The organism is Niabella hirudinis, from assembly GCF_051201075.1.
Taxonomy (GTDB): Bacteria; Bacteroidota; Bacteroidia; order Chitinophagales; family Chitinophagaceae; genus Niabella; species Niabella hirudinis.
In genome coordinates this window covers 19,139-37,444 of record NZ_JBPEHJ010000020.1, presented here as the reverse complement: position 1 = coordinate 37,444, position 18,306 = coordinate 19,139, and the positions used below count along the sequence as shown (strand labels likewise).

General features: G+C 47.5%; 12 protein-coding genes. 10 read left to right on the top strand and 2 right to left on the bottom strand.

The window, feature by feature from the left end; translation table 11 throughout:
* Positions 1-119: 119 nt before the first annotated feature.
* A complete protein-coding gene (locus GGU45_RS21640) occupies positions 120-4,007 on the bottom strand; it encodes an AsmA family protein (RefSeq protein WP_435228343.1) in 3,888 nt (1,295 codons plus the stop codon).
* Between the two features lie 276 nt (positions 4,008-4,283).
* Positions 4,284-6,398 (bottom strand): methionine--tRNA ligase, encoded by a 2,115-nt coding sequence (gene metG, locus GGU45_RS21635; RefSeq protein WP_435228342.1) that lies wholly within the window; start codon positions 6,396-6,398, stop codon positions 4,284-4,286.
* 132 nt (positions 6,399-6,530) lie between these two features.
* Between metG and GGU45_RS21630 the strand changes: the two genes are divergently transcribed.
* From GGU45_RS21630 to murG, 10 genes are all read left to right on the top strand, one after another.
* A complete protein-coding gene (locus tag GGU45_RS21630) occupies positions 6,531-7,022 on the top strand; it encodes a hypothetical protein (protein ID WP_435228340.1) in 492 nt (163 codons plus the stop codon).
* 559 nt (positions 7,023-7,581) lie between these two features.
* Positions 7,582-8,031, top strand: coding sequence for a division/cell wall cluster transcriptional repressor MraZ (gene mraZ / locus GGU45_RS21625; protein ID WP_435228338.1), 450 nt, complete (start codon positions 7,582-7,584; stop codon positions 8,029-8,031).
* A 43-nt stretch (positions 8,032-8,074) separates the two neighbouring features.
* Positions 8,075-9,028, top strand: a complete 954-nt coding sequence (gene rsmH / locus GGU45_RS21620) for a 16S rRNA (cytosine(1402)-N(4))-methyltransferase RsmH (protein WP_435228336.1) — start codon at positions 8,075-8,077, stop codon at positions 9,026-9,028.
* Positions 9,029-9,169: 141 nt separating this feature from the next.
* Positions 9,170-9,520 (top strand): FtsL-like putative cell division protein, encoded by a 351-nt coding sequence (locus GGU45_RS21615; RefSeq protein ID WP_435228334.1) that lies wholly within the window; start codon positions 9,170-9,172, stop codon positions 9,518-9,520.
* Between the two features lie 6 nt (positions 9,521-9,526).
* Positions 9,527-11,659 carry a penicillin-binding protein gene (locus GGU45_RS21610; RefSeq protein WP_435228333.1) on the top strand — a complete coding sequence of 711 codons (2,133 nt, stop codon included), beginning with the start codon at positions 9,527-9,529 and terminating at the stop codon, positions 11,657-11,659.
* Between the two features lie 9 nt (positions 11,660-11,668).
* Positions 11,669-13,129 (top strand): UDP-N-acetylmuramoyl-L-alanyl-D-glutamate--2,6-diaminopimelate ligase, encoded by a 1,461-nt coding sequence (locus tag GGU45_RS21605; RefSeq protein WP_435228331.1) that lies wholly within the window; start codon positions 11,669-11,671, stop codon positions 13,127-13,129.
* Between the two features lie 126 nt (positions 13,130-13,255).
* Positions 13,256-14,533 (top strand): phospho-N-acetylmuramoyl-pentapeptide-transferase, encoded by a 1,278-nt coding sequence (gene mraY, locus GGU45_RS21600; RefSeq protein WP_435228329.1) that lies wholly within the window; start codon positions 13,256-13,258, stop codon positions 14,531-14,533.
* 3 nt (positions 14,534-14,536) lie between these two features.
* Positions 14,537-15,874 (top strand): UDP-N-acetylmuramoyl-L-alanine--D-glutamate ligase, encoded by a 1,338-nt coding sequence (murD, locus tag GGU45_RS21595; protein ID WP_435228327.1) that lies wholly within the window; start codon positions 14,537-14,539, stop codon positions 15,872-15,874.
* 15 nt (positions 15,875-15,889) lie between these two features.
* Positions 15,890-17,224, top strand: a complete 1,335-nt coding sequence (locus GGU45_RS21590) for an FtsW/RodA/SpoVE family cell cycle protein (RefSeq protein WP_435228325.1) — start codon at positions 15,890-15,892, stop codon at positions 17,222-17,224.
* Positions 17,217-18,305 carry an undecaprenyldiphospho-muramoylpentapeptide beta-N-acetylglucosaminyltransferase gene (murG, locus tag GGU45_RS21585; RefSeq protein ID WP_435228324.1) on the top strand — a complete coding sequence of 363 codons (1,089 nt, stop codon included), beginning with the start codon at positions 17,217-17,219 and terminating at the stop codon, positions 18,303-18,305. The genes GGU45_RS21590 and murG overlap by 8 nt, the downstream gene beginning before the upstream one ends.
* Position 18,306 lies beyond the last annotated feature (1 nt).

Genomic DNA, 18,306 nt, shown 5'->3' with positions numbered 1-18,306 from the left:
CTTCCGTTTTCATTTGTGCATATTGTGTTTAAAGTTAAAAAATCGAATCCGTTATGACTCGATTTTAACTTACACACTTTATGAAACAGTGTCTAAAAAAGGAACAATAAGTTTTTAAATTATTCCCGCCTGCTTCTCATATACCTGCGTTCCCTGCCTTTAACACCCGGTACTCCAATACTGGATTTAATACCTTCGAGGGCCGACTTGATGAGGAAATTAATGGAGGACTTGTCTTTAATCCGGACAAAAAAGACCCGTGAATTTTTACCCCGGTTGTTTTTCCGGAGAATAATGGCGTTGGCTGCCCAGCTTATAATTTTATCAGAAAAACGTTGGCTGTCCTGGTCTTTTTGATTCATCAGCCGCAATTTTAATCCACGATAATACATCTGCATTATACCGGTAGAATAATCCTCATTGCCGGTTCCCGTCATGCTAAGGCTGTCCAGCTGCCCCTGCAATATTTCGACACTTGCCAGGGGAAGCAGGGCCTCGTTCCATTGCTTCAGGTCCAGTGCGCCGGTATGCAATTGCATGCGGAATTGCCCAAACGGGTCGGTGTAGGATTGCTGAATGGATAAGCGTGTGCTTAGTGTGCCGAGCACATTTGCCCGGGCATCGATATAAAGGCTGTCGGAAAGCTTAAAGCCATAATTTCTTAAAGGATATAGCCGCGCGTTGAAATTGGTTACAGGAATGATTCCTGGTTTACCGGTAACCGGGTTGATTTCCTGATAGGTGATATTGCCATTGGAAATACGAACCGTATCTATATTTATTTTGAGGGGAATGTTCAGGATTTGAGCCACCGGCAGGCCTTTATACTTTTTGACAGTATCCGGCTGTGTTTTGTCCTTGAGGGAAAGAAGCTTTACCGCATCTGCATGAAGCCTGCCTATTTTAAGAATACTGTCGGCGCCATACGCCTGATTGTCGAAAGGCCCGCCACTAATGGCTCCGGTTCGCAACGTAAGATAGTCTTCATTGAATGCTTTTGCTTTCCGGTAATCTCCGATGCTTTGCAGGGGCGCCAGATCAAAAGAATCTACTTTGAAAAAGCCATTGCTAAAATTGAAGTTGTACCAATGCAGCCTGTTTTTAGCCGTTGTATAACTGCCGGTGGTATTGCCAATATAAAGCTGATTGCTAGCCCTGATCACTTCGCCAATGTTGCGGAGATTGCGTGAGTTCAGGGATATATTCCGCACTTCCCCGGTATCGAGTTTGAGGACTGCATTTTTTTTCCCAAGGCTGTCAAATACCAACTGATCCACAGAGCGCAGGCTCAGCAATGTGCTCCAGTCCAGCGTACCTGCTTCGTTTTTGTTAGCCTTTAACTGGTTCAGCGTTATGTTCAGTTTATTGTAATTAGTTGCAAAGCGGTTGCCGTTGCTGTTATTCAGGAACTCAAAATTGGTCAGGTAAGCCTCCAGCTTTCCGATATTGACAAGTGTATTGTGATCCGATGCCAGATCATGGATCCGCAGGTAGCTATTCTCTGGAACGCCATTCCACCGGATGGTATTGGTTTCATTTTTTTTATTTACAAAACGAAGTTCCAGTTTGGGGCGCTGCAATAATGCTTCGCCAAGGATGATTTCAGGCAGTTCCTTTTTTTCTTCAGGATCTTTTTTGGTAAAATGCCCCTTAATATCCGGGTTGGCAAGTGTAAGTTTCTGTAATTGTAAATGGCCGTTGATGATCCGGTTCATATAAGGGACAAACATAACCTGGGAGATCTTTACACGGATGGAATCGGTGGCGGTTGTTTTCTCAAATATGAAATTTTGTAAGCTACTGTTTGCACTATCCTGCAGAAACAGCCGTTCCGCTGCTATATGCTCTCCGGGACCGGTTACCAGCAAATCGCTGCCGGTAAGGGCAAGGCCTTTTACGATGATATCTGCATGTTTGTTTTTACGGAGCTCTTTTATCCTAAACGATTGAAACTGCCCGCTGATATCCTGGTCCACATTATGGATCCGGAGGCTGGTGTTTTTTCCGTCAAGATCATGGATCAGCAAATGGTTCAGCGCTCTTTTTTTTGGCGTTTTTTCTGCGGGAGATTGTTTGTTGACTTGTATGGAGGCATTGCGCCACCGGATGCCGAAAACCGATAATCGCTGATTGGTACTGTCGAGGATCAGGTCGCCGATGCGCGTATCTTTTATAGCGGCCTGGATACCGCTGCCCTGAATAGCAAGACTGGCGGCCCTGATGCCTTTGTTTTCATCCAGGGCCGCCTGGTTGAGTGTTACCTGGAGCCCCCCTCGTTTTAATACACCTTTATTAAAGTTGAAAACTTTAATAGAATGCTGAATATGTTTTACCTTTTTGGAGGCCGTTAATTCGTCGGGCATAACGGAAAGGTTGGCATCGATGAGGTTGAGGGTTGCGTTTTTCCCCAGGTTAAGACGGATGTTGCCATTTTCAATACCCAATGCATCGAGGTTCATTACAGAACCAATGTTGCTGAGGGTGTGGAAGATGCTTTTGTCTTTTTTGGACCCGGGTGATTTCAGCGAGTATTCGATTTTTGGATTTAAAAACAACGCGCTGCGGGCACTAAAAAAATTGTCGTATAATAAGGATTCCCAGGAAAGCCCCCGGAGTTCAAACCGCGGCATCTGTATATCGTTAATCAGCTTTCCTTTATCGTATTCTTTAAATGAAAACTTCGTCAGGTTGATGGCATCATTGAGGAACTGTATGCTGTCAAAAGCCAGGGCGTATCTGCCATCCTGCAGGCGGGTTTCATAGTTGTGGAGTGTCATCAGGAATTTGTCCACTTTTACCATCTGGTCAAAGCTCTGGCGGATCATCAGTCCCTGCAGTTCAAAATTGTTATGGCTCGAAGTAAAGGTGTTCACTTTTCCTTTCCGGATCGTATTGATGTTGATGCCGACGTTTTGCACAATTACGTAATTGAGCATTACATCTCCAAACAGCTGCTGCAGAAGGTCATCGATCTTCTGGATCTTTTTATTATTGTGTTTTGACACTTTCTGATCGCTGTCGATATCCAGGAAAATATCGGGATTGGTGCTGTAAACCGAGTCTGCCTGCACCACTTCCTCGTGATAAAGGGTGTCGAAGTTGATATTGGTAAGCCGCAGCTTGTCGAAGTAAATCCTGAAAGCACTTTTGGAACTGTCGTCCTTTGTGCCCCGGATGGTACAGCTGTCAAACTCCACGCGTTGATCCTGCAGGGTGAATTTAAAATTTTTAAAGCTAAGCATATACCGGTTGCCGGGGAAGATAATGTTCTGATCCTGCGAGCGTATATAGATTTCATCGGTAAAGGGGATCTTTTCGCCGGAGTTGTTGTTTTTCCTGCTGGTGGTGCTATCTACCTGGAGGCCATTGAGCCGCATATCGATCTTATTGACCACAAAAGGAGTTTCCTGTGGCCGGGTATTGTCGATCAGCGAAAGGCTGCCATCATCGAGAATGAACCGGTTTATTTTTAGTTCGTTAATGGCATCATTGATCGAGTTGGATACTTTCCCCATTTCCAGCGCAACGGAAAATCTTTCGTCTGCAACATTTCCGGGACTCCCCCTATTTTTGTCGGCCCTCCTGGTCCGCCGGTTCAGCCGGGTAATGGTTACTGCCGGCGTATAAAGGTGGATGGAGTCAATAAGGATCTGCTTTTTAAACAACAGGGGCAGGAAGCCACGGGCTTTTATGGTAATCCGTTTTACATTTACATTGTAAATGGATCTTGCGGAGCTATCGGTAGAGTAAAAGAGGGCCTGCTGCAATTCGATCCGGTTCCTGATCCAGTTAAAGCTGAACTTATCTACTTTTAACCTAAGTCGCCCCTTTGACTGGAGTTCAACAATCTGCTCCAGCGCCGATTCCGCATGATTAATAAACCAGAAATTGAAGGCGGTAATTGCTGCAACAAGGATACCCAAAATAAAGAGCCAAAAGCGGCGCCGCCTTCTCCTGAACCGGAGGCCCAGGCCTGGTAGGTCTTTCAGACGGATCCTGGTCTTCAAAATTTTGTTGGTTTATGCTTAAAAATAGCGAAAAAATATGGAATGACTTCACTAAATAAAAGTATAAATGTCAATGTATTAACAATGTAGGAATGGACGGTCGCAGAGGGACTCAAAGGGATTCATTCCCATCCGGCCACAGGATGCCGGGCGGTTGTTCAGTTATAATCCTTCGAGGGTTTCGTGGGCGTTTTTAGAAAAGGTTGTTGAAATATGCCACTGAAGTACAGAAAATAAAGGGTTGGCGTTGCTGTACTTCAGTGGCAATTGTATTTTTTAGCTGATGGCCACGCCGTTTGGCGCCTTTTCATCCGCGGCTACAAATACCAGTTTGCCTTCCGCGTCCTCCGCCATCAGGATCATCCCATTGCTTTCGATACCTCTCATTTTGCGCGGGGCCAGGTTGGCAACCACTACTACCTTTTTGCCGGGCAAGGTTTCTGGTGCAAAATGCAATGCGATTCCTGAAACGATGGTCCGTTGTTCAAAGCCGAGGTCGATCTCCAGTTTTAACAATTTATCGGCCTTTTGAACTTTCTCAGCAGTAAGAATGGTACCGGTACGCAGGTCGATCTTTGCGAAATCATCAAACGTAATTTCTGATTTCTGATCCCGATAACTATCGGGACTGATTTCTGATTTGAGCTCGGCTGATTGCTGATTGCCTATAGCTGCCGGCTGCTCGCTACCGGCCCTTAGCTTTTGCAGTTGCGCTTCTACTTCTGCATCCTCAATTTTTCTGAACAATAGCTCCGGCGCCCTCAGTGTGTAGCCCACGCTAAGGAGATTCAGTTTCCCGGCGTTTTCCCAATCCAGCATACGATCCACCACCTTCATCATGTGCAGCATTTTTTGTGCTGTGCCAGGCAGGAAGGGGTTGATGAGGATAGCCAGGTTAGCGGTCAGCTGCAGGCAAAGGTGCAGGCAGTTGTCGATCTTTTGCTGAACAACCGTTTTTTCGGGGTTATCGGCGGTTAATTGTTTGGCCAGGATCCAGGGCTCTTTCTCCTGCATGTATTTATTGCCTTTGCGGCTGAGATCGATCACTTCAAAAAGAGCGTCACGGAAGCGGAAATTTTCTAACGCGGTTTGCACTTTAGCTTCGGCTTGCTGAATATCCGAAATAATGGCTTTGTCTGCATCATCGAGCAGTTCTGTATGCAGTTTCGGAACCTTTCCGCCACAAAGCTTGTGCATCAGCACAAAAGTGCGGTTTACAAAGTTGCCAAAGATCGATACCAGTTCATTATTGGTACGGTCCTGGAAGTCTTTCCAGGTAAAATCATTGTCTTTGGTTTCGGGTGCGTTGCTGCACAGCACATAGCGCAGGGCGTCCTCGCACCCGGGAAAATCCTTTATATACTCATGCACCCAAACCGCCCAATTGCGGCTGGTGGATACCTTTTGCCCTTCGATGTTCAGGAATTCATTGGCCGGCACATTATCCGGCAACACAAAATTGCCATGTGCTTTTAACATGGCGGGGAAGATGATGCAGTGGAAAACGATATTGTCTTTTCCGATAAAGTGTACCAGCCTCGTATCCTCCTGGCACCAGTAATCGGCCCATTGATCTGTCAGTTCCTTGGTGGCGGAGATATAACCGATGGGAGCATCAAACCAAACATATAATACTTTTCCTTCCGCATCGGGCAGGGGTACCTTAATGCCCCAATTGCTGTCGCGGGTCATCGCTCTTGGCTGCAAACCATTGTCCAGCCAGCTTTTGCACTGGCCGTACACATTTGCTTTCCATTCCTGATGATCTTCGAGGATCCATTCCTTCAGCCATGCTTCATAGTTTTGCAGCGGAAAATACCAATGCTTTGTTTTTTTCTTTACGGGAATAGCATCGCTGAGAGTGCTGCGCGGATTGATTAGCTGCTCCGGGGATAAACTGCTGCCACATTTTTCGCACTGATCACCAAAGGCCCCGGGGTTGCCGCATACCGGGCAGGTGCCGGTAATATAGCGGTCTGCTAAAAAAGTATGTGTCTTTTCATCGTAGTATTGCTCGGTTTCCCGCTCCTCAAACAGCCCTTTATCATACAGTACCTTAAAAAAACCGGCTGCCGTTTGGTGATGCACTGGGTTGGAAGTGCGGGAATAAATATCAAAGGAAATGCCCATCTGCTCAAAGCTATCTTTGATCTGTGCATGATATTTGTCAACAATATCCTGCGGGCTTACGCCTTCCTTCATAGCCCTGATGGTGATGGGGACGCCATGCTCATCGCTGCCCCCGATAAACTTTACATCTTTTTTCTGTGCTCTTAAATAACGCGCGTAAATATCAGCCGGAATGTAACAGCCTGCCAGGTGACCAATATGCACGGGTCCGTTAGCGTAAGGCAGGGCTGCCGTAATTAAGGTCCTTTTATATTCTTTCATTAATTGTGCTTAAATTAATTTGCAAAAATAGCTATTGTTCCGCTAAAAATGGCGGCCAATTAAGGCTTTTGACGTTCCAACGCCAGCCCGTTGCACTTTTATGTGCAGGGCCTGCTATCCAAAATCAATGAGATGAAGAAATGTTACCTGCTGTTGATACTCTTTTCGATTTGTTTGCCGGGGCTGACCCAGCTAAACAGGGCGCAGATCGCGCAGGCTTTAGATGAAGCAGCCGCAGGATGGTGCGTTTTTTTGGTTTCGGAAATGAAGGCGAAGGCCATCATGGATGAGGGAGACATGCTGGCTGTCGAAAAACTGGATGACTACATCAACGGCCGTGCAGATACGGTAGACTATATAGGGGGCTTAAGGCCGATGCTGTCTGACAGGGAGCTGCTCCAATGGTTGCGCAATTTTAATAAGGATAAAGCGGAGACAGACCGGTACCGGTTTGGTAAAAATGATTTCGAAGTGGGGGATCGCTATATGTTTGAGAATATCAAAAAGATCGCAGAAAGGATTCCCGGGGGAAAACTGATCCTAAACGCGCATAGCGGACATCTGCAGAAAACGAAATTCATGACATTAAAAGCCGGATTCGGATGGCGGACAATTATGATCTGATTGTTTTCCTGAGGCAGACCCGGTAAGGAAGAACGCTTATTTTCTTCTTCTCTTCGGGTGCCCGCAAGGCCGTCGCAATCGTTACGGGTCCTTTTATTGGGGGATATTTCCCAGTTCACCTTCATGTAAACATGTTTTAACGGTTGTTTGTATGTTGCGGATTCGGCTTCCGGAGCTGGGAGGAAGGATTTTGTCCATCGGTTTCCCCCGAAACAGGCTTTTTACTCAAAATGTGAATAAGTTGGCGCGTTCCTGATGATTTCAGCCTTACTTATTTAAATTACTGATATTTAGGAATATGAAGGGCATTTTTAAGTCCGGTTACCTGTAGTATTGCACAGTTTTTCCTAATGTTTGCTGCGGTTTTGCACATATATCCACAGTATATCCACATCAAAAACTCCCAAACAGTCGTTAAAATCGATGAAAGTCAATACAGGACTGTATTTCAGCCGATACCGATTTGTGGATAAATGAATCTATTCAAAATTTGGTATGTAAGTGGGAAAAAGTGTTATTTTGTGTTAAGTTTAGTGAATAATTTAAAGTTTCCCGGTTTATGACAGGTTTTCTCGGAGAATTCGAGGCAACAGTAGATACAAAAGGACGTTTCCTTTTGCCGGCTGGTTTCAGAAAGCAGCTGCAACCGGAGGATGCGGACCGGTTTGTCATCAACAGGGGGTTTGAAAAATGTTTAAGTCTTTACCCGCTCAGCACCTGGAGCCCGCTGGCGGAAAAAATAAACGGGTTGAATGATTTTGATCCCAAGGTACGCGCATTTAAGCGCTACTTTTTAAATGGGGCAACCATCGTGGAACCCGATACCGCCGGCAGGCTGTTATTGCCCGCCACCCTTAAGGAGTATGCGGCGCTTGAAAAGGATATTGTGCTGGTGCCGGCGGGTAACCGTATGGAGATTTGGAACACTACCAAATACAAAGAGTTCTTTGACTCATTTTCACCGGATGCATTTAGTGACCTGGCCGGGCAGGTAATGGGAGGGTTGTAGCGAATGGGTTTTAAAAGTTAACAAGTTTAAAAGTTGACAGGTTATGACAAAGAATAAAAATGTAAGAACGCCTATCCATTTGTCAACTGATCCGAACGACTCCTATCACATTCCTGTACTGCTGCATGAAACCATCGCGGGTCTCAATATTGAGCCCGGAGGTACTTATGTGGATGCCACTTTTGGCGGAGGCGGTCACTCGAAGGTTATTTTGCAACAACTGGGAGCCGGAGGGCGGCTGGTAGCGTTTGATCAGGATGCAGACGCGGCCCAGAACCTGCCGGATGATCCACGGGTGTTGTTTATCCCTCAGAATTTCCGGCATTTGAAACGCTTTCTCCGGCTGCACGATATTAATGAGGTTGATGGGGTGCTGGCCGACCTGGGCGTAAGCAGTCACCAGTTTGATGAAGCAGACCGGGGATTTAGCATCCGCTATAATGCCGATATGGATATGCGCATGGATCGCCGGCAGCCGGTAACAGCTTTTGACATCCTGCAAACCTACACAGAGCAGCAGCTGCACAAGTTGTTTGAAAAATACGGAGAGGTTACCAATGCCCGCACGCTGGCGCGCACCATTGTTGAAGTAAGGGGCCAGGTGTCGCTCAAAATGATCGATGCTTTCAAAAATGCCTTGCGGGCAGTGGTAAAGGGCAACCCGAACAAATATTTTGCCCAGGTTTTTCAGGCATTGCGCATTGAAGTAAACCAGGAGCTGGAGGCGCTGAAGGATCTGCTGGTGCAGGCAAAAGAAGTGGTGAAACCCGGCGGCCGTATTGCCATCATCACCTTTCACTCGTTGGAAGACCGGTTGGTGAAGCAGTTCTTCCGGGATGGGAGTTTTGAAGAAAAGGAAGATAACCCCTTTGTGCAGCATAGCACCGAAAAAGTATTCCGGCTCATCACCCGCAAGCCGGTAACCGCGGGAGAAGAGGAACTTAAGAGAAATACAAGATCACGAAGTGCGAAGCTGCGGGTGGCGGAAAGGGCTTGAGGTTTAAAGTTAAAAGTTGCCCGGCGCCGTTTCATTTTACTTTTCACTGCTGGCCGGCAGGTTCCAGCTGATAGATGACAAGGTGCTGAAGGGAGTGACACAAGGAAGACCATAGAAGTACAAAAGCTGAAAAAATAAAAATTGACAGATAAAAAAGAAAAAGAATCCAGGTGGAACTGGAAGAAGTTGTTGAACTACCAGTCCATTGTAAACCAGGTACCCTTCCTGTTTTACCTGGCTTTTTTGGCCGTGGTGTATATCTACAACGGGCATATGGCCGACAAAACCGTGCGAAAGATTAATACCACGGCAAAAGAAGTAAAGGAGCTGCAATGGGAGTATAAGAGCCTGAAGAGTGAAGTAATGTTTCGCAGCAAACCCAGTGAGTTGGCAAAGGCATTGCAGCCGCTTGGATTGAATGAGTTGCAGGAGTCGCCTTATGTATTAAAGGATTCGCTGGAGGAATATATGCAAACCACTCATAAATATTAAGGAGTATTGGAAATTAAGAAAGACATATTGTGGCGGGTATATCTCTGTTTTATAGGGATTGTGCTGCTTTGCGTACTGGTACTGGGGCGGGCAACCGTTATCCAGCAGGTGCAAGGGGATCACTGGAGGAGTATGGGCGACAGTATGCACCAGAAAATTGTGGAAATCAATGCCGACAGGGGAACCATCTTTAGCGAGGATGGCCAGATGCTCAGCACATCCCTCCCGCAGTTTGATATTTATATGGACTTTATGGCGGAGGGCCTGCGCCAGAAAAACGGGAAAGTATATAAGGAATATATTGACTCTTTTGCTACAGCAATGGCCGGTTATTTTAAAGATAAAACGGCTAAGCAATACCGTAAGGAGTTTGATGAGGCTTATAAAAAAGGCAGCCGTTATTACGCCCTGAAGAAAAAGATTTCATTTGAAGACTATAAAGCCCTGCGTGATTTTCCGCTCATCCGTTTGGGCAAAAATAAGAGCGGCATTGTTGTGGAAGAATCCAGCAGGCGGATAGCTCCCTTTGGTTTGCTGGCCAACCGTACCATTGGGCTCAGCCGCGAGTATGTGAACAGTAACGGTAAGGTGAAGAAGATGAACGTGGGGCTGGAGATGAGCTACGACAGTCTGCTTAACGGGCAAAACGGTCAGCGTGTGGTACGCTATATTTCCGGTGGGGCGGTACCGGTGGAAGGGTTCCAGGTAGAGCCGGAAAACGGGAAGGATATTTATACCACGCTGGATGTAAATATGCAGGACATTACGGAAACGGCCCTGCTGCGCATGTTGCAATCGACCCACGCCGAATATGGAACGGCCATTGTAATGGAAACCAAAACCGGAAAAATAAAGGCGATCGCCAACCTGGGTCGTAACCTAAGAGATACTACCTATTGGGAAAACGATAATTATGCGCTGCGGGTAACCGAGCCCGGCTCTACCATTAAGATGGTGACTCTCCTGGCGGCCCTGGATAAAGGTACTTCGAAACCCAATGATCTGGTGGAAGTAGGAATGGCGGGCAGGATGCAGGTGGGGCCGCGTATGGTTACGGATGCGGAGCGCTCTCCAAAGCCGGTGCTTACTATTGAGGAATGTGTGGCCCACAGCTCCAATGTTGGCATGGCCAAAGTTGCCTTGAAAGCATTTGGAAGCAATCCTTCAGAATTCGGAGACTACCTGAAGAAATACCATATGACCCAGCGCTCGCCCGTTGACCTGGCACATTTGCCCAGGCCGCAAATGGCGCCGCTTGCAAAAAATAATGGCGGACTGATGAATATGCTGACCATGAGCTTTGGATATGCGTTGAACGTAAGCCCGCTGCAAACATTGACTTTATATAATGCAGTGGCCAATGGCGGTAAAATGATGCGCCCCTACCTGGTAAGCAGTGTGCGCAACCAGGGGGTGGTGATTGAAGATATTCAGCCGCGGGTAATGGAGGAGTCTATTGCCCGGCCCGGCACATTGAAGGCTGCACGGGAGAGCCTCGAAATGGCGATTACAGAAGGTACGGGAAAAATACCTTTTAAAGACATGCCGTTTAAAGTGGCCGGGAAAACGGGCACGGCGCATGTTTCGGACGGGGCTATCAAATACGGGAACAATGTTTACCAGGCATCGTTCGTGGGATACTTTCCGGCAGACCGCCCCCAATACAGTTGCATTGTAGTGGTAAGAACGAGCCCCGGTGCGGCATTGCACTACGGAGGGCAGATAGGAGCCCCGGTGTTCCGGGAGATTGCCACAAAAATATATTCCATGTATGTGGAACGCAAAACCCCCAAAAGCTATGAAGGTGCAAAGGACAGCACCAACTACTTTTATGCGGGCAGCGCAAAGGCCATCAAGAATGTGCTGGGCATCCTGAATGTTCCGTTTGTGGACTCACTGGAGACCAGCCATTGGGCAACCGTGTACGCAAAAAAATTCAAGCCCGTAATTACCGGCAATGCCGTACGCTCCAATGTAATGCCCAGTGTAAAAGGAATGGGGCTCAGGGACGCCATCCGCCTTTTGGAGCAGATGGGATTGCGGGTAAAAATACATGGCAACGGAAAGGTGCAGGGGCAATCCATTGCCCCGGGATCTTCTTTTGCAAAAGGACAGGCAGTTATTTTAAATCTGGCATAAATAAAGCAGGTGCAGCTACAGGATATATTATATAAAACTCCATTGCTGGCAGTACAGGGAAGTACGGCTGTTGACGTAAACGCGGTAGTTATTGACTCCCGGAAGGTGACGCCCGGTGCGGTCTTTGTGGCCGTGAGAGGCGGGGTGGACGGGCACGCCTTTATTGACAGCGCGGTGCAGAACGGAGCAACAGCTGTGGTTTGCGAAACCCTTCCTGAACAGTCCGGACCCGGTGTAGTATACGTACAGGTGGCCAACAGCGCCGCGGCTGCGGGTATTATGGCGCATCATTTTTACGGACAGCCTTCTACCCGGCTGAAGCTGGTGGGTGTAACGGGTACCAACGGGAAAACGACCATTGCCACCCTGCTGTACCAGCTGTTTAGCAGCCTGGGTTTTAATTGTGGCCTCATCAGCACGGTGCAGAACCGCATTGGTGAAGCAACACTGGAAGCCACACATACGACACCGGACCCGGTAAGCCTGAATGCGCTGCTGGGCAGGATGGTGGATGCGGGCTGCAGCTATGCCTTTATGGAAGTGAGCTCACATGCCCTTCATCAGCACCGGATTGAAGGGCTGCAGTTTGCCGGGGCCATCTTCAGCAACATTACACATGATCACCTCGACTATCATAAAACCTTTGATGAATACATCCGCGTAAAAAAATCTTTTTTTGATCAATTGCCAAATGATGCGTTTGCGTTGACCAATGTGGATGATAAGCGGGGCCTGGTGGTGTTGCAAAATACCCGCGCTTCCGTAAAAACATACAGCCTCAGAACTACCAGTGATTTTAAGGGAAGAATTCTGGATAATAATATTATGGGGCTGCACATGATGGTAGACGAGCAGGAAGTGCATTTTCGCCTCATCGGGGAGTTTAATGCCTACAACCTGCTGGCAGTATATGGCGCTGCAGTTTGCCTGGCGCAGGAAAAGACCGCCGTGCTGCAGGCTCTGAGTGTTTTGAACGGTGCTGCCGGAAGATTTGAGTACCTGGTAGCGCCCAAATCGAATGTGATCGGGATTGTGGATTATGCACATACGCCCGATGCATTGCTGAATGTGCTGGCCACGATCAAAAAATTACGAAAAGGGTTTGAGCAGGTGATTACGGTAGTAGGCTGTGGGGGCAACAGAGATAAGACCAAACGCCCGGTGATGGCAGAAGTGGCTTGTGAATACAGTGATAAGATCATTTTTACAAGCGACAATCCCAGGAACGAGGATCCGCAGGAAATTATAAAAGAGATGGAGGCCGGCGTACCCGCGGGAAGCCGGAGAAAATGCCTCTCCATTGCAGATAGAAGGGAAGCCATCAAAACCGCCATCAGCCTGGCCAACCCGCAGGATATTGTATTGGTGGCGGGTAAGGGACATGAAACCTACCAGGAGGTAAACGGGGTACGGAATCATTTTGATGACCGCGAAGTGTTGAGGGAAATATTTGAGTTATTGGAGAAGTAAAGTTTGGGGTTGACAGGTTTATAAGTTTATAGGTTAACAGGGATAATCCCTTGTCAACATTTCAGCCTGTAAACTTTAAAACCGAATATTGGCACATTATCACATCAGCTAATTAGCACATTAAGTATGTTATATCATTTATTTGAGTGGTTTAAGCAAAACGGTATCAATTTTCCCGGCCGGAACCTTATGGAGTTTATTACGTTCCGGGTAATGATGGCGGTGTTGCTGGCACTTACCATCACTTTGATATTTGGTAAACGGCTCATCAATATGCTGCGCCGCAAGCTGGTAGGAGAATCTGTAAGGGACCTGGGGCTGGCAGGAGAACAGGCAAAAAAGGGAACACCCACGATGGGAGGGGTGATTATTATCCTTGGTATCCTGGTGCCCACCTTGCTTTTTGCACGGCTGAATACCGTTTATATCCTGCTGATGTTGTTTGCCACCATCTGGCTGGGAGCCATCGGTTTCCTGGATGATTACCTGAAACTCCGCGCCAAGCGTATAGCCCGTGAAAAAGGAGAAGCCTATAAAAAGCAGGATAAGGACGGCCTGGCGGGCTGGTTTAAGATTTTTGGACAAGTGGTACTGGGTATTACCGTAGGTTCTGTCTTGTATTTTAACAGTAATGTGAAGATCTGGCGGGAGTATATAGGAACCCCGGATGCTGCTCAAACGGAAGTGATCACAAAAACCGTGAACAACCGGACCAAGCATTTTGTAGCTACCAAGGCGCCCATTACAACGATCCCGTTTGTAAAGAACCATGAACTTGATTATGCTATTTTTTTACCCAAGGCACTGAAAGAATATGCATGGGTACTGTATATACTGATTGTGGTTTTTATTATTACCGCTGTATCCAACGGGGCCAATATTACGGATGGTTTGGATGGACTAGCCACGGGTACCTCCGCGCTGATTGGGGTGCTGCTGGGCATCTTCGCCTATGCCAGTGGCAACTTCAATTTTGCGGACTATCTCAATATCATGTATATCCCCAACCTGGGTGAGCTGTCTATTTTCCTGGCAGCGATGATTGGGGCCTGTGTGGGCTTTCTGTGGTATAACTCCTACCCGGCCCAGGTGTTTATGGGCGATACCGGTAGTTTAACACTGGGAGGGATTATTGCCTCCATTGCTGTTATTGTGCATAAGGAATTGCTGATCCCGATCTTCTGCGGTGTGTTCTTTGTGGAATTGCTGAGCGTAACCCTCCAGGTAACCTATTTTAAATATACCAGGAGGAAATATGGAGAGGGGCGCCGGATCTTCCTGATGAGCCCGCTGCACCATCATTACCAGAAACTGGGATATCATGAGGCAAAGATCGTAACAAGGTTCTGGATCGTGCAGATCTTATTGGTGGTAGTATGTATTGTAACCCTAAAGCTGCGGTAAGCAATGGAAAAAAAACTGGTCATATTGGGAGGCGGTGAAAGTGGTGTGGGTGCAGCGTTGCTTGCAAAACAGCAGGGGTATACCGTTTTTTTATCCGATGCTGGTTCTTTGAAGGAAATATATCGCAGCGAACTGCAGCAGGCAGGTATCGAATGGGAGGAAGGCGGGCATACTGACGAGCGGGTACTGGCTGCGGATGAAGTGGTAAAAAGTCCGGGTATACCAGAGAAGAATGAGCTGGTAAAAAAAATAAGGGCCCGGGGTATCCCCGTGATCAGCGAAATAGAGCTGGCTTACCGGTTTGCCGGCAACAGCCGTATCATTGCCATTACCGGCAGCAATGGTAAAACAACCACCACTTCGCTGATTCATCATATCTGCAGGGTAGGAGGGTTGGATGCAGCGTTGGTAGGTAATATAGGTGAGTCTTTTGCAAAACAGGTAGCCCTGGATCCCAAACCGGTGTACGTAGTGGAACTAAGCAGTTTTCAGCTGGATGATATTGATGCTTTTCGCCCTTGTATAGCGGTGCTGACCAATATCACAGAAGACCACCTGGACCGTTACGAGTACAATTTTGACAATTATATAAAGAGCAAGTTTCGCATTGTTAAGAATCAGCAGGCAACGGATTATTTTATATACAATATAGATGATCCGGTAACCAGGGAATCAACAGATAAATTCAATATTCAATCAATTCAACTACCGATTAGCATGGAAAGAGAAAATAACGCGGCTTTTATCAAGGATGGCGATATGTATGTAAGAACGGGTGAAGATTTCATGAACATGAGTATTTATGACTTTACACTAAAAGGTAAACACAATCAGTATAACACTATGGCGGCATGCGTTACAGCAGCAACAATGGATATCCGGAAAGAGAAGATCCGGGAGGCGGTGCAAACGTTTCAGAACCTGGAGCATCGCATGGAGCATGTGGCTACCATCCGTGGGGTTGAATTCATCAACGATAGCAAGGCCACCAATGTGAACTCAACCTGGTATGCGCTGGAAAGTATGGAGAAGCCAACGGTGCTCATATTGGGTGGTGTGGATAAAGGCAATGATTATGCGTTGATGGAGGAACTTGTAAAAGAAAAGGTAAAAGCCATCGTTTGCCTGGGGGTAGACAATACAAAGATCCATGCGGCGTTTAAAGACAGCGTGTCCGTGATCATTGATACGGCCAGCGCAGCAGAAGCCGTGGGGGCCGCTTTTGCCCATGCAGAAAAAGGGGACGTGGTTTTGCTGAGCCCTGCCTGTGCCAGCTTTGACCTTTTTAAGAATTATGAAGACCGGGGCACGCAATTTAAGCGTGCAGTAATTGAATTATAAAATCGCATTTGATAAATGGCAACAACCGCGGAAATAGCAACAGAAGAAAAAGCAGCCGGTACCAGGAGCTGGAAGGGGGGGCTGGATCAGCATGCCCGGGGCGATAAAGTGATCTGGGCGCTGGTGGTACTGCTTACGCTGGTGTCCCTGCTGGCGGTGTACAGCGCCACCGGTTCCCTGGCCTATAAAAAATATAAGGGCAATACAGAGGTCTATCTGTTTAAACAGGTGGTATTTATCCTGCTGGGTTTCGCAACGGTGTATTTTGCCCACCGGGTCAATTATACCATTTACTCAAAAGTGGCGCGGATCCTTTTTATACTCAGCATACCGCTGCTGGCCTACACATTGTTCTTTGGCGTAAAAATGAATGAAGGCAGCCGGTGGATCAAAGTGCCGCTTATCAATATGACCATGCAGACCTCCGACCTGGCCAAGCTGGCGCTATTCATGTACCTGGCGCGTTTACTGAGCAGGAAACAGCAGGTGATCAAAAGCTTTAAAAAAGGATTTCTGCCGGTGATGATTCCTGTTGGCATTACCTGCCTGCTGATTGCGCCGGCCAACCTCTCAACTGCATTATTACTGGGCGCCAGCTGCATGATGTTATTATTTATTGGCCGTGTAAGCGTAAAACATTTGCTGCTGGTGGCGGGTCTGGCCCTGATCCCGATTATCATGCTGGTAATGGCCGCCATGGTACGGCACAAGAGCGGTAAGGATATTGATACTACCGAAGCCACACAGGCAGTAAAAAAGGCAACGGGGGGGTTAACTACAAGGGTGGATACCTGGATTGGGCGCGTGGAGAATTTTATGTACGGTGGCAAGGAGGCGGATAATGATGAAATGTACCAGGTAAACCAGGCAAAAATCGCCATTGCAAAAGGCGGCTTTGTAGGCGTGGGACCGGGTAACAGTACCACGCGGGACTATCTCCCGCAGGCTTATAATGATTTCATCTTTGCCATTATTATTGAAGAATACGGATTGATCGGAGGCGCCTTTATTCTTTTTATTTATATCGTGTTCCTGTATCGCTGTATACGGATCTTTAAAAGATGCCCGTTTGCATTTGGCGCCTTCCTGGCCCTGGGGCTGAGTTTTACCCTGGCCATCCAGGCTGTGGCTAATATGGCGGTAACGGTAAACCTCTTCCCGGTAACGGGGGTTACCCTGCCGCTGGTAAGTATGGGAGGGTCCAGCTTCCTGTTTACCTGCCTGGCCATCGGCATTATTTTGAGCGTATCCCGGAACGTGGAAAACCTGGAGCGGCCGGCGCCCGTTGAAGAAGAAGCGCCTGAAGCAGAAGTAGTAGAAGTAGCTATAGCAGAAAAAACAGATGCATAAAAAATTGATCATAGCAGGTGGTGGAACCGGGGGGCATATTTTCCCCGCCATTGCCATTGCCAATGCCCTGCAGCGGCAGAATCCCTCAATAGAGATCCTGTTTGTAGGCGCAAAGGGAAAAATGGAAATGGAAAAAGTGCCGCAGGCCGGCTATGATATAAAAGGGCTGGATATTGCGGGATTTAACCGCCGCTCTTTGATAAAAAATATATCCCTGCCATTTAAACTGATAAAGAGCTTTTTTCAGGTGAGGGAGATCTTTAAGACCTTTCGGCCCGATGCGGTGATTGGTGTGGGGGGGTATTCTACCTTTCCGGTATTGAAATATGCCCAATCGAAAGGGATTCCCACATTTATTCATGAATCCAACTCATTTGCCGGCAAGGCCAATATCCTGTTGGGTAAAAATGCCACAAAAGTGTTTACCGCCAGCGATGGTATGGAAAAGTTTTTTCCGGCAGACCGGATCCTGGTAACCGGCAATCCCGTGCGGAAGTCTATTGCAGCGATGAGCATTACCCGCGAAGCCGCATTGCAATATTTCTCATTATCGCCGGATAAGATCACCGTACTGGTGGTGGGAGGTAGCCTGGGGGCACGCTCAATCAACGAAGCGGTGATTGCGCATGTGGATGAGCTGCTGAAAGCCGGGCTGCAGCTGATTTGGCAAACCGGCAAAACATTGTCGAAAGAAGCAATGGAAATTGCAGTAGAGCACAAGGAGATATGGGCCAACGAATTTATTACGGAAATGGAATACGCTTACGCGGCTGCGGATATCATTATGGCGAGGGCTGGGGCTATGACCGTTGCAGAAATTTGTGTGGCTCATAAGCCGGTCATCTTTGTGCCCTATCCCTTTGCAACGGAAGATCATCAGACGGTGAATGCGCTGCAATTGGTGAATAAAGGTGCTGCCTGGCTGGTAAAGGATGATGCGGCAAAGGATAGCGCCATCGAAAAAGTGATTGAACTGGCGAAGGATGAAGCTACCCGCAGGCAGATGAGCGGGGTATTGACCACCTTATCGGTTACCAATGCAGACGAACGGGTGGCCAACGAAATTTTAAAAACCATATAAC

Coding starts and splice junctions, on each gene's coding strand:
- metG (WP_435228342.1), bottom strand. CDS start 6,398: ATGAAAGAATATAAAAGGACCTTAATTACGGCAGCCCTGCCTTACGCT.
- GGU45_RS21630 (WP_435228340.1), top strand. CDS start 6,531: ATGAAGAAATGTTACCTGCTGTTGATACTCTTTTCGATTTGTTTGCCG.
- mraZ (WP_435228338.1), top strand. CDS start 7,582: ATGACAGGTTTTCTCGGAGAATTCGAGGCAACAGTAGATACAAAAGGA.
- rsmH (WP_435228336.1), top strand. CDS start 8,075: ATGACAAAGAATAAAAATGTAAGAACGCCTATCCATTTGTCAACTGAT.
- mraY (WP_435228329.1), top strand. CDS start 13,256: ATGTTATATCATTTATTTGAGTGGTTTAAGCAAAACGGTATCAATTTT.
- murD (WP_435228327.1), top strand. CDS start 14,537: ATGGAAAAAAAACTGGTCATATTGGGAGGCGGTGAAAGTGGTGTGGGT.
- GGU45_RS21590 (WP_435228325.1), top strand. CDS start 15,890: ATGGCAACAACCGCGGAAATAGCAACAGAAGAAAAAGCAGCCGGTACC.
- murG (WP_435228324.1), top strand. CDS start 17,217: ATGCATAAAAAATTGATCATAGCAGGTGGTGGAACCGGGGGGCATATT.